Annotated in this window: 11 protein-coding genes; 6 read left to right on the top strand and 5 right to left on the bottom strand. The window is 66.2% G+C overall.

The genetic code is table 11. The features are described 5' to 3' along the window. Nucleotides 1-16 precede the first annotated feature (16 nt). Entirely contained in the window at nucleotides 17-1,054 is a 1,038-nt protein-coding gene (locus GQE99_RS17750) for a rod shape-determining protein (protein ID WP_161353026.1), read from the bottom strand. A 191-nt stretch (nucleotides 1,055-1,245) separates the two neighbouring features. After that, entirely contained in the window at nucleotides 1,246-2,808 is a 1,563-nt protein-coding gene (locus GQE99_RS17745) for a 2-isopropylmalate synthase (protein ID WP_161353024.1), read from the bottom strand. Nucleotides 2,809-3,064: 256 nt separating this feature from the next. Between GQE99_RS17745 and GQE99_RS17740 the strand changes: the two genes are divergently transcribed. The 4 genes from GQE99_RS17740 to GQE99_RS17725 all read left to right on the top strand — a co-directional run bounded on the left by GQE99_RS17740 (nucleotide 3,065) and on the right by GQE99_RS17725 (nucleotide 6,289). Continuing rightward, a complete protein-coding gene (locus GQE99_RS17740; protein ID WP_161353022.1) occupies nucleotides 3,065-3,733 on the top strand; it encodes an SDR family NAD(P)-dependent oxidoreductase in 669 nt (222 codons plus the stop codon). Next, a complete protein-coding gene (locus tag GQE99_RS17735) occupies nucleotides 3,727-5,259 on the top strand; it encodes a cryptochrome/photolyase family protein (protein WP_161353020.1) in 1,533 nt (510 codons plus the stop codon). Before GQE99_RS17740 ends, GQE99_RS17735 begins: the two co-directional genes overlap by 7 nt. A 212-nt stretch (nucleotides 5,260-5,471) precedes the next feature. Further along, on the top strand, nucleotides 5,472-5,984 hold the full coding sequence (locus tag GQE99_RS17730; protein ID WP_235917292.1) for a TetR/AcrR family transcriptional regulator: 513 nt from the start codon (nucleotides 5,472-5,474) through the stop codon (nucleotides 5,982-5,984). An 89-nt stretch (nucleotides 5,985-6,073) separates the two neighbouring features. Further along, a complete protein-coding gene (locus GQE99_RS17725; protein ID WP_161353017.1) occupies nucleotides 6,074-6,289 on the top strand; it encodes a GDCCVxC domain-containing (seleno)protein in 216 nt (71 codons plus the stop codon). Between the two features lie 13 nt (nucleotides 6,290-6,302). On the opposite strand, the gene GQE99_RS17720 is transcribed toward GQE99_RS17725, so the two are convergent. Next, nucleotides 6,303-7,934: a 2-isopropylmalate synthase gene (locus GQE99_RS17720; protein ID WP_161353016.1), complete on the bottom strand. Its 1,632-nt coding sequence runs from the start codon at nucleotides 7,932-7,934 to the stop codon at nucleotides 6,303-6,305. A gap of 148 nt (nucleotides 7,935-8,082) precedes the next feature. Between GQE99_RS17720 and GQE99_RS17715 the strand changes: the two genes are divergently transcribed. Continuing rightward, entirely contained in the window at nucleotides 8,083-9,744 is a 1,662-nt protein-coding gene (locus GQE99_RS17715) for an NAD+ synthase (protein ID WP_161353014.1), read from the top strand. Further along, nucleotides 9,741-10,286, top strand: coding sequence for a hypothetical protein (locus GQE99_RS17710; protein WP_161353012.1), 546 nt, complete (start codon nucleotides 9,741-9,743; stop codon nucleotides 10,284-10,286). The genes GQE99_RS17715 and GQE99_RS17710 overlap by 4 nt, the downstream gene beginning before the upstream one ends. Nucleotides 10,287-10,290: 4 nt before the next feature. Here GQE99_RS17710 and GQE99_RS17705 read toward each other — a convergent pair whose 3' ends face one another. Continuing rightward, complete coding sequence (locus GQE99_RS17705) at nucleotides 10,291-10,749, bottom strand: MaoC family dehydratase (RefSeq protein WP_161353010.1); 459 nt, start codon at nucleotides 10,747-10,749, stop codon at nucleotides 10,291-10,293. Beyond that, the gene (locus tag GQE99_RS17700) at nucleotides 10,746-11,105 is read right to left on the bottom strand and encodes a hypothetical protein (protein ID WP_161353009.1); all 360 of its coding nucleotides are present in this window, start codon (nucleotides 11,103-11,105) and stop codon (nucleotides 10,746-10,748) included. Before GQE99_RS17700 ends, GQE99_RS17705 begins: the two co-directional genes overlap by 4 nt. Nucleotides 11,106-11,150: the final 45 nt, after the last annotated feature.

The following is an 11,150-nucleotide window of genomic DNA, read 5'->3' as shown; positions in this document are numbered from 1 at the left end:
GGCGCCCCGCGGGGCCTCAACTGTCGTAGTCGATAACGTGACGCAGTTGCTTTTCGTATTCCAGTGCCTTGCCGGTGCCCAAGGCTACACAATTCAGAGACTCGTCGGCGACCGAGATCGACAGACCGGTCTGTTCGCGCAGCGCGAGGTCGAGCTCGCCCAGCAGCGCGCCGCCCCCCGTGAGCATCACGCCACGGTCGACGATGTCGGCGGCCAGGTCCGGCGGCGTGGTCTCGAGCGCGGTCATCACCGCCTCGCAGATCTGCTGCACCGGTTCGGCCAGCGCCTCGGCCACCTGGGCCTGGCTGATCTCGAGCTCCTTCGGCACGCCGTTGAGCAGGTCGCGCCCCCGGATCTGCATCGAGGCGCCGCGCCCGTCGTCGGGCATGCGGGCGGTGCCGATCGAGGTCTTGATGCGTTCCGCGGTGCTTTCGCCGATCAGCAGGTTGTGCTGGCGGCGCAGGTAATTGACGATGCTTTCGTCCATCCGGTCGCCACCGACGCGCACGGAGCGCGCATAGACGATGTCGCCAAGGCTGAGGACGGCCACCTCGGTGGTGCCGCCGCCGATGTCCACGACCATCGAGCCGGTCGGATCGGTGATCGGCATCCCGGCCCCGATGGCCGCCGCGATGGGTTCTGCGATCAGCCCCGCGCGCCGGGCACCGGCGGACAGGACCGACTGGCGAATGGCGCGTTTCTCGACCGGGGTCGCGCCGTGCGGCACGCAGACGATGATCTTGGGCTTGGAGAAGGTGGTGCGCTTGTGAACCTTGCGGATGAAATGCTTGATCATCTCTTCCGCGGTGTCGAAGTCGGCGATCACACCTTCGCGCATCGGCCGGATCGCCTCGATCGAGCCCGGGGTCCGGCCCAGCATCAGCTTGGCGTCCTCGCCGACGGCGAGCACCTTCTTGACGCCGTCCTTGACGTGATAGGCGACAACCGAAGGCTCGTTCAGGATCACCCCGCGGCCCTTCACGTAGACCAGCGTGTTCGCCGTGCCGAGGTCGATCGCCATGTCGGACGAAAACAGCCCTGAAATACCAGCCATGTGAAGGTTGTCCCTGCTCCCGATGCCCATGCCCCCGAGACTCGTCGCCGGGGCTGGCTGACTTATATTGATGAGCCGCCCCGGGTAAAAGGGGGGGACCATGCCCGCTCAAGCGAATTCTTGCCTGAACGGACCCGCGTGGTCCCGGTTCCCTTCACCCCGGCGCAACGGGCGCATTCGCGCCCGCGCGATCAGCTCGCGTCGGTGTAATGCACCTCCGGCGCCGACTTTGCCAGCCGGATCTGAAGGCGGTTCAACGCGGTGATGTAGGCCTTGGCCGACGCGACCACCGTATCCGTGTCTGCCGACTGGCCGGTCGAGATGCGCCCGTTCTCCGACAGACGGACCGAAACGGTGGCCTGCGCGTCCGTGCCCTCGGTCACGGCGGAGACCTGGTAGATCTCGAGCCGCGCCTCGGTCGGGAAGAGCGCCTTGACCGCGTTGAAGGTCGCATCCACCGGACCGTCGCCGGTCTGGGTGGTCGAGACCTCCTCGCCGTCGATCTCCAGCACCAGGTCCGCGGTCTGCGGGCCTTCGGTGCCGCAGACGACCTTCAGCGACTTCAGCTTGATCTTCTCGACCGCCTTGTCGCCGGCCGTATCGGCCACCAGCGCGATGATATCGTCGTCGTAGACTTCCTTCTTGCGGTCGGCCAGCGACTTGAAGCGCACGAAGATGTCCTTGAGCTGGTTGTCACCGACTTCCAGCCCCAGCGCGTTGAGCTTGTCGCGCAGCGCGGCACGGCCCGAATGCTTGCCCAGCGGCAGCGAGGACGAGGCCAGGCCGATGTCCTCGGGGCGCATGATCTCGAACGTCTCGGCGTTCTTGAGCATCCCGTCCTGGTGGATGCCGGATTCGTGCGCGAAGGCGTTCTTGCCGACCACGGCCTTGTTGTACTGCACCGGGAAGCCCGACACCTGGCTGACACGGCGGCTGATCTGCATGATCTTCTTCGTGTCGATGTGGGTGGCATAGGGCATGATGTCGTTGCGCACCCGCAGGGCCATCACGACCTCTTCCAGCGCCGTGTTGCCGGCGCGTTCGCCCAGGCCGTTGATCGTGCACTCGATCTGGCGCGCGCCCGCTTCCACGGCGGCGAGGCTGTTGGCGGTCGCCATGCCCAGGTCGTTGTGGCAATGGGTCGAGAAGACGATTTCGTCACCGCCCGGCACCTTCTCGATCAGCATGCGGATCAGGTCGGCGCTTTCGCGGGGCGCGGTGTAGCCCACCGTGTCGGGGATGTTGATCGTCGTGGCGCCCGCCTTGATCGCGATCTCGACGACCCGGCACAGGTAATCGTGCTCGGTGCGGGTGGCGTCCATCGGCGACCATTGCACGTTGTCGGTCAAATTGCGCGCGTGGCTCACCGTCTCATGGATCAGATCGGCCATGTCGTCCTGGCTCAGCCCCGGGATCGCGCGGTGGAGCGGCGAGGTGCCGATGAAGGTGTGGATACGCGGGCTGTTGGCGTGCTTCACCGCCTCGTAGGCCCGGTCGATATCCGTCGTGTTCGCCCGCGCCAGGCCACAGATCGTCGCGTTCTTCGAGCGCTGCGCGATTTCCTTGACCGCCTGGAAGTCACCCTCCGAGGCGATCGGGAAGCCCGCCTCGATGATGTCCACGCCCATTTCGTCGAGCATCTCGGCGATCTCGAGCTTTTCCTCGTGGCTCATCGTCGCGCCGGGGCTCTGTTCGCCATCGCGCAGCGTCGTGTCGAAAATCAGGACGCGGTCCTGCTTGGTCGTCTGTGTCATTGGAATGTCTCTCTTATACTGTCTTAGCCGTGGTTCGGCGGCGCGATGCCATACCCCTGAGCGCTCGCGCCGTCGGCACGCTCAGAGGCAGCTAAGAAGAAGGAGGGCAGCACGACGGGACGGACGCGCAAGCGCGCCGGTCAGACCGATGGTATGTGCCGTCTTCGTCATGGGGCCGTTATACCGCTCACATAGCGAATGAAAAGTGATTTTTGCCACGACTGGTCCGCGCGCGCGCCCCGCGCGTAGCGGGAACATGACGAAAAAAGCCCTGATACTCGGCGCCTCCGGCGGAATCGGCGGCGCCATCGCCCGCCACCTTTCGAACGCCGACTGGGCCGTCACCGGCCTGTCGCGCAGCACCGATGGCTTCGACTTCGCGGATCCCGAGCGGGTCGATGCACTGCTTTCGGACCTCGACGGTCCCTTCGATCTCGTCTTCATCGCCACCGGCGCGCTCGAGACCGATGGCAGAGGCCCGGAGAAGGCGCTCAAGCATCTCGACGCAGAGGTGCTGGCCGCCCAGTTCCGCACCAACGCGATCGGCCCGTCGCTCGTCTTGCGGCACGCGGCACGGCTTCTGCCCCGTGACCGCCCTGCCCATATCGCCGCCCTTTCGGCCCGCGTGGGCTCGATCGGCGACAACCGGATGGGCGGTTGGTACGGCTACCGCGCGGCGAAGGCGGCGTTGAACCAGGTCATGCACACCGCCGCGATCGAGCTCGGGCGCACCCACAAGCAGGCGATCTGCGTCGCGCTCCATCCGGGCACCGTGGCGACCGACCTGACAGCCGTGCACGGCGCGGGTCACGACAAGGTCACCCCGGCCGAGGCGGCCGCGAACCTGCTGCGCGTGCTGTCCTCGCTCGACGTCGCGCAGAGCGGCCAGTTCTTCGACTGGCGCGGCGACCGGGTAGTGTGGTGAGCCGCCTCGTCCTCGTCCTGGGCGACCAGCTGACCCCGGATCTCTCCGCGCTGCGCGAGGCCGACCGGGCGCGGGACGTCGTGGTCATGGCCGAGGTGCGCGGGGAGGCGGGGCGCCCAAAGCATCACCCCAAGAAGATCGCGCTGATCTTCGCGGCGATGCGCAAGTTCGCGGCCCGGCTGGAGGCGGATGGCTGGACCGTCGCCTATGCCCGGCTCACCGACCCGCACAACGCGCAGAGCATCGACGGCGAGCTTCTGCGCCGGGCAAAAGACCATGATGCGAAAGAGCTCATCTGCACCACGCCCGGCGACTGGCGGTTGATCCAGCTCCTCGACGATCTGCCTCTGAAGGTCACGCGCCTGCCCGACACCCGCTTCATTTCCACACAGGAGGAATTCGAAAGTTGGGCCGAGGGGCGCAAGGAGCTGCGGATGGAGTTCTTCTACCGCGAGATGCGCCGCAAGACCGGCATATTGATGAACGATGACGGCAAGCCCGAGGGCGGCAAGTGGAACTACGACCACGACAACCGGGAGCCCGCCGCGCACGACTTGTTCCAGCCGAAGATTCCCCGATTCCAACCTGACGCGGTCACGCAAGAGGTGCTCGAGCTTGTGGGATCGGAGTTTTCCGACCATTTCGGCGATCTCGACGGGTTCGCCTTTCCCACCACCCACGAGGATGCCGCGCGTGCCGCGGACGATTTCATCGCCAACCGCCTGCCCCGCTTCGGCCCCTACCAGGACGCCATGCTGACCGGTGAGGCGTATCTCTACCACTCCGTGCTGTCGCCCGCCCTCAACATCGGCCTTCTCGACCCGCTCGACCTGTGCCGGCGGGCGGAAGCCGCCTACCGCGACGGACAGGTGCCGCTCAACTCCGCCGAAGGCTTCATCCGCCAGATCCTGGGCTGGCGCGAATTCGTGCGCGGAATCTACATGATGGACGGCCCCGGCTACACGTCGCGCAACGCCCTGCGCCACCACCGCGACCTGCCTTGGCTCTACTGGAGTGGCGAGACCGACATGGCCTGCCTATCGGAAGCCGTGCGCCAGACCCGGGAGAACGCCTATGCCCACCACATCCAGCGCCTGATGGTGACAGGGAACTTCGCGCTGCTGATTGGCGTTGATCCGCAGCAGGTGCAGGAGTGGTACCTCGGCGTCTACGCCGACGCCTTCGAATGGGTGGAAGCCCCGAACACGCTTGGCATGAGCCAGTTCGCCGACGGCGGGATGCTGGCCTCCAAACCCTACGTGTCTTCGGGAAACTACATCGACAAGATGTCGGACTACTGTGACGGCTGCACGTATGACGTGCGCCAGAAGACCGGCGCAGGGGCCTGCCCGTTCAACCTGCTCTACTGGTGGTTTCTTGACCGCCACCGGCAACGATTCGAAAAGAATCACCGGATGAGAACGATTTACGCGACCTGGCAGCGCATGGATGCCAACAAACGACGCCAGATTTTGTCCGATGCGGAAGCATTTCTGGCTCGCCTCGACAGCGGCGCACACGTATAAGAGGAACCCTTGGCGGGAACTCGCCGGAACGACAAAAGTTGACTCGCAAGGTCGTGTTATGGAGTGGTCATGAGTGTTATCTTTCAATCCATCCACCATACGCCGGTGCTGCCGGCTTGTTAGGGGGTAACTTGAACCAGGTGCGCAAAAGAAAAAGCGCCGCCGACCGCAAAGCAGAGATCGTGGAAACCGTTATAGATCTGTCGGGCAGGATGGGGCCTGACCGTGTGACCACCCAACATCTCGCAGATGCCGTCGGGGTTACGCAGCCCGCCATCTTTCGTCACTTCTCGACGAAAGCGGAGATCTGGGATGCCGTGAGTGAGCGGATCGTCTCGGATATCGAAGACACGATGCCGAAAGAAGCCGCCTCGCAGGATGCCATCGCCGGGTCCGTGCGCGGCTATGTTTCGCTCGTCGAGGTGTTGCCGGCGGTTCCGTCGATCCTGCACTCGCTGGAGCTGCAGACCGAACACGAAAGCCTGCGTCAGCGCTTCCGGACGCTGGACCGCAACCGCCACGACAAGGTGACCAAGTTCATCGAGGCGGGCCAGAAGGACGACACGTTCCACCCGGAACTGCCGGCCCGCGACGTCGCGACGATCATCCTGGGCTGGCTGAAGAGCCTCACGCTCGACTGGGTGCTGGCCGATCGTCGCTTCGACATGGCCGACGAGGCGGAACGCTTCATCGCCAATCTGGACGGCCTGATCGGCCGGTCCTGACCCGCGCCGCCGCGCCACACCGGCGCGCGGCGATTTCGGACCACGCGTTCACGGCTGCCTTCGCCCGAACAAGGGGAACACATGGCGCCATGACAGACAGCGACATCACCCTCATCAGCACGCTGACCTGCCCGGAGTGTGGCCACGCCCGCCGGGAAACCATGCCGCCGGATCAATGCCAGTGGTTCTACGACTGCACCGCCTGTGGGGCGGTCCTCAGGCCGCGCGCGGGGGATTGCTGCGTCTTCTGTTCCTACGGCACAGTGCCCTGCCCGCCGGTCCAGAAGGGTGCGGATTGCGGCTGAACCTGCCCGGCGATCAGTAGAGACCGCCGGACCCCAGCGACGCATCCGGATCGGCCAGCCCTTCGGGCACCCGCGTGGGCTCCGGGTCGGCGGCCGGTTCCGGGGCCGGCGTTTCCGCCGGAGCTTCGTCCGGCGCGGGCGCCTCCTCGACCACCGGCTGGGTGTCCTCTTCGGGCGCTTCTGAGGGCGCCGGCGCCTCGTCCACCGTTTCATCCGTCGCGGCGGGGACCAGCGGGGCCGGCGTGCCGCCCTCGAGCATCGATTCCATGACGCCGTTCACCCATTCGCCCGATACCGTCTCGCCGGACGCGTAGATCACCGTCCCCTGGCCGTTACGCTGGTCGTTGGCGAACTGGCCGTCGTAGACATCGCCGTTGGCGTAGGTCGCCTTGCCCATGCCGTGCTTCATGCCGTTGAGCCACTCGCCGGTGTAAGTGAACCCGTCGGCCAGCGTGAGCGTGCCGTCGCCCTGTCGCTTGCCCTCGATCCAGCCGCCTTCGTAAACCGACCCATCCGCGTATTCCTCGCGTCCCTGGCCGTGGCGCTTGCCCTTCTCCCATCCGCCGGAATAGCCGTGGCCCTCGGCGAAGGTGAGCGTCCCCTCGCCCTCGAAGAGCGCGGAGACGAAGCCGCCTTCGTAGGTCGAGCCGTTGGGATAGGTCGCGCGCCCCATGCCCTCGATCACGCCGTCGCGCCAGTCACCGGTATACGTGCCGCCGTCGGGATAGGTGATCGTGCCCTGCCCGTCCGGCAGCCCGGCGCGGAACATGCCTTCGTAGACCGAGCCGTCGGGATAGGTGACGGTGCCCTGACCCTCGATCTGGCCGTCGACCCAGTTGCCGTCGTAGCGATAGCCGTCCTCACCCTCGAAGACGCCCTGCCCGTTGCGTTGATCGTTCAGGAACGCGCCGGTGTAGACGTCGCCGCTGGCATAGGTGACCTTGCCCTGGCCCGAACGCTGACCTTCCACGAACTGGCCCTGGTAGACGTCACCGTTGGCCTGTTCGAGCCGGCCATTGCCGTGCATCTGGCCGTCGACCCATTCGCCTTCGTAGCGCATGCCGTCCGCGCCGACATAGACGCCCTGGCCATGCCGTTCGTCGTCCTGGAAACCGCCTTCGTAGACCGAGCCGTCGGCATAGGTCGCCTGCCCCTGCCCGTCCTTCTGGCCCATGTTCCAGTCGCCGTCGTAGATGAAGCCCGAAGGGCTCTCCATCCGGCCCTTGCCGTGATGCATCGCCTCGCGCAGCCCGCCTTCGTAGACGACGCCGTTGGCGTATTCGGCCAGGCCCGTGCCGGTGATCTTCCCGTCGACCCAGTCCCCCTCGAAGCTCGACCCGTCGGCGAAGGTGATCTTGCCGAACCCGTGCGGCTTGCCGGCAGCGAAATTGCCCTCGTAGACCGATCCGTTGGGGAAGCGCGCGACGCCCTCGCCCCGGATCTCGCCGTTCACGAAGGTGCCGGTGTATTCGTAGCCCGACGGCGTGCGCAGGGTGCCCTGGCCGTGGGGCTGGCCATCCTTGAAGGTGCCCTCGTAAACGCGCCCGTCGTCGTATTGCATCGTCTCGACCGCCTCTTGCGCAAAAGCGCCGCCCGCGAGAAGGGTCGCGGCGATGGGAACGACAAGACGCAGGGTGCGTGACATGGGGACCTCTTGGTCGATTTTTTCCGAAGTGTCCGAAACCTAAGCAACGAGGCCACGCGACACAATTCTTTTCCTATGACAAAGACGGCACCCGGCTTTTGTCTGCCCATGAACCTGCTAAACAGTCCGGCGTAACGCGAGGATGACGATGACCGAGACCTTTCGCCTGACGCTGGCACAGCTCAACCCGACCGTGGGCGACATTCCCGGCAACGCCGACCGGGCGCGCGCCGCCTGGGCGCAGGCGCGCGATGCGGGCGCGGACATGATCATGTTCACCGAGAGCTTCCTCATCGGCTACCAGCCGCAGGACCTGGTGATGCGCCCGGCCTTCTGGGCCGAGGCGATGGAGGTCTGCGAGGCGCTGGCGGCCGATTGCGCCGACGGTCCGGCGATCGGCATGGGGTGCCCGTTCCACGACGGGCGCGACCTCTACAACGCTTACTGGATTCTCGAAGGCGGCCGGGTGCGCGGCCACATCCTCAAGCAGATGCTGCCGAACGAGACGGTGTTCGACGAAAAGCGCCTCTTCGCCCACGCCCCGCCGCAGGAACCGGTGAAGGTCGGTCCGCTCATGCTGGGCATCCCCGTCTGCGAAGACGCCTGGTGGCCGGAGGCGGTCTGCGAGGACCTGGCGCGCAAGGGGGCCGAGGTGCTCGCCGTGCCGAATGGGTCGCCCTATTACCGCGGCAAGGTCGAGACCCGCCACGGCGTGATGCGCGCGCGGGTCGAGGAGACCGGGCTTCCCCTCATCTACCTCAACATGGTGGGCGGGCAGGACGACCAGGTCTTCGACGGCGCCAGCTTCGGGCTCGACACGCAGGGCGAGCTCGCCTTCCAGTTCCCGGAATTCGACGAGGTGATCCGGCACATCGACCTCCAGAAGGGCGACGACGGGTGGACGATCGTGCCCGGCGACGTGGTCCCCGCGCGGCCGGCCTACGAGGCCGATTACCGCGTCATGGTGCAATCGCTGCGCGACTACATGGGCAAGACGGGCTTCCGGAAGGTGCTGCTGGGCCTGTCGGGGGGCATCGACAGCGCGATCGTCGCGACCATCGCCGCCGACGCGCTGGGGCCCGAGAACGTGCGCTGCGTGATGCTGCCCTCGGAATACACCAGCCAGGGGTCGCTCGACGACGCGAAGGCGGTGGCCGAGAACCTGGGCTGTCACTACGACTTCGTGCCGATCACCGGCCCGCGCGACGCGGTCACCGAAACGCTCGCCCCCCTGTTCGAAGGCTACGCGCCCGACCTCACGGAGGAGAACATCCAATCGCGCCTGCGCGGCCTGCTCCTCATGGCGATGTCCAACAAGTTCGGGGAAATGCTGCTCACCACCGGCAACAAGTCCGAGGTGGCGGTGGGCTATGCGACGATCTACGGCGACATGGCGGGCGGCTACAACCCGATCAAGGATCTCTACAAGATGCGGGTCTTCGAGACCTGCCGCTGGCGCAATGCCAATCACCGTGACTGGATGATGGGCCCGCCGGGCGAGGTGATCCCGACCTCGATCATCGACAAGCCGCCCAGCGCGGAGCTGCGCGAGGATCAGCAGGACAGCGACAGCCTGCCACCTTACGAGATCCTCGACGGCATCCTAGAAGGGTTGGTGGACAAGGAGCATTCCGTCGCCGAACTGGTGGCGCAGGGCTACGATCGGGAGACGGTGAAAAAGGTGGAGCACCTGATCTTCATCTCGGAATACAAGCGCTTCCAGGCCGCGCCGGGCGCGCGGCTCACCATGCGCAGCTTCTGGCTCGACCGGCGCTATCCCATCGTGAACCGCTGGCGGGACAAGACATGACGAAAGAGCGCGAGATCTACGCGGCCCCGCCGTCGTTTCGCACCATGCGCTGGCTGGGCCTGGCGTTCCTGGTGCTCGGAGGCGTGCTCATGGCGCGGCTCGCGGCCGATGACATCGCCCTGCTCTGGACGAAGCCGGTCGGGGTGATCAGCGTCGTGCCCGTGCTGATCGGCATCATGCTGGGCTGGGTCGGGCTCAGCGAAACCCACATGCGCCGCAGGCTCGCCCGCCTCACCGACGAGGGCGCGCAGGTCGGCGTTCACATCATGCTGCCGTGGTCGCGCGTGGTGCGTGTCGAACGGCGGGGCAGCGGCACCTACGAGACGCTGACGCTCTTTCCGGCCGGCAAGCGCGAGGTGCGCCGCCCGATCCCCATCGGCCGGGCCGAGGATGCACCGGAGGAAATCGTCGAGGACGTGATGAACTTCCTGCGGGCCGCGAACCTCACCGTGACCTCCGCGCCCGCCGAGGGCGCGCGCGAGGTCTGGACGGTGACGGCGCCAGCCGACAACACGGCGGACGACGGCGGACTGCCCGCCTGACGGATCAGGCGACCGAGGTGCCGCGCGCCTTCATCAGGTGGTTGCCGATGTAGGAGGCGACCTTCTCGCCGTCTTCGCGGTGCACGTCGATGCGGAACGCCACCCGCCCACGGTCCGGGCGCGTCTTCGACCGCTCGGCCGAAACGACCTCCGCACGCACGTGGATCTTGTCGCCCGGTCGCGTGGGTTTGAACCAGCGCACCTCGTCCATCCCGGACGCGCCCATCGACGCCTCGTCCCAGACGCCGGCCTGCATGGACAGGTTGAAGGCGATCAGGAGCGTGTGCCAGCCGGAAGCGATCAGCGTTCCGAAATGCGTCTCGGCCGCCGCGGCGTCATCGAGGTGGAAGGGCTGCGGATCCCATTCACTGGCGAATTTCACGATGGCGTCGCGGGTCAGTTCCACCGCCTCGGTGCGGAACGTGAACCCCACCGGCAGGTCTTCGAAATAGCGTTGTGTCATTGCGATTGGTCTTTCGTCGGTATCTCGGGCGGGGACGATGTCACCGTCCTTCCGCCCAGCAGATTGGCGCTCAGGATGAACAATCCCACCGCCGCGACCAGGGCGATCGCGATGATGCCCGGAATACGGCTTACCCCGCGCTGCGAGGTCCGCTTCTCGAACCGCAGTCCGATCACCCAGACGCCGGCGGCGACCACCGCCGCGACGCCCTGCCAGATGGCGAACTTGCCGAGCTTGTTCATCCCGGACAGGAAGCCGTCACCGCTCGCCTCGGTCAGGCGGAAATCCACGAAGGACAGGATGAAGGCGGCCGACCAGAGGACAAGGCCGATGCGAAGGGCGGTGCGGGCGTTCATGTCGCTGAAAAGACCCATTCATCCGGCCGGGTGCAAGCGAAACCT

Source organism: Maritimibacter harenae, assembly GCF_009882975.1.
Taxonomy (GTDB): domain Bacteria; phylum Pseudomonadota; class Alphaproteobacteria; order Rhodobacterales; family Rhodobacteraceae; genus Maritimibacter; species Maritimibacter harenae.
The sequence above is the reverse complement of the archived record's forward strand: the minus strand, read 5'-3'. Positions and strand labels throughout refer to the sequence as shown.

What these genes read in the sequence shown, in the direction of transcription:
- GQE99_RS17705 (WP_161353010.1), bottom strand. Translation starts at nt 10,749, where the DNA reads ATGACACAACGCTATTTCGAAGACCTGCCGGTGGGGTTCACGTTCCGC.
- GQE99_RS17720 (WP_161353016.1), bottom strand. Translation starts at nt 7,934, where the DNA reads ATGTCACGCACCCTGCGTCTTGTCGTTCCCATCGCCGCGACCCTTCTC.
- GQE99_RS17730 (WP_235917292.1), top strand. Translation starts at nt 5,472, where the DNA reads ATGGGGCCTGACCGTGTGACCACCCAACATCTCGCAGATGCCGTCGGG.
- GQE99_RS17725 (WP_161353017.1), top strand. Translation starts at nt 6,074, where the DNA reads ATGACAGACAGCGACATCACCCTCATCAGCACGCTGACCTGCCCGGAG.
- GQE99_RS17700 (WP_161353009.1), bottom strand. Translation starts at nt 11,105, where the DNA reads ATGAACGCCCGCACCGCCCTTCGCATCGGCCTTGTCCTCTGGTCGGCC.
- GQE99_RS17750 (WP_161353026.1), bottom strand. Translation starts at nt 1,054, where the DNA reads ATGGCTGGTATTTCAGGGCTGTTTTCGTCCGACATGGCGATCGACCTC.
- GQE99_RS17715 (WP_161353014.1), top strand. Translation starts at nt 8,083, where the DNA reads ATGACCGAGACCTTTCGCCTGACGCTGGCACAGCTCAACCCGACCGTG.
- GQE99_RS17740 (WP_161353022.1), top strand. Translation starts at nt 3,065, where the DNA reads ATGACGAAAAAAGCCCTGATACTCGGCGCCTCCGGCGGAATCGGCGGC.
- GQE99_RS17745 (WP_161353024.1), bottom strand. Translation starts at nt 2,808, where the DNA reads ATGACACAGACGACCAAGCAGGACCGCGTCCTGATTTTCGACACGACG.
- GQE99_RS17710 (WP_161353012.1), top strand. Translation starts at nt 9,741, where the DNA reads ATGACGAAAGAGCGCGAGATCTACGCGGCCCCGCCGTCGTTTCGCACC.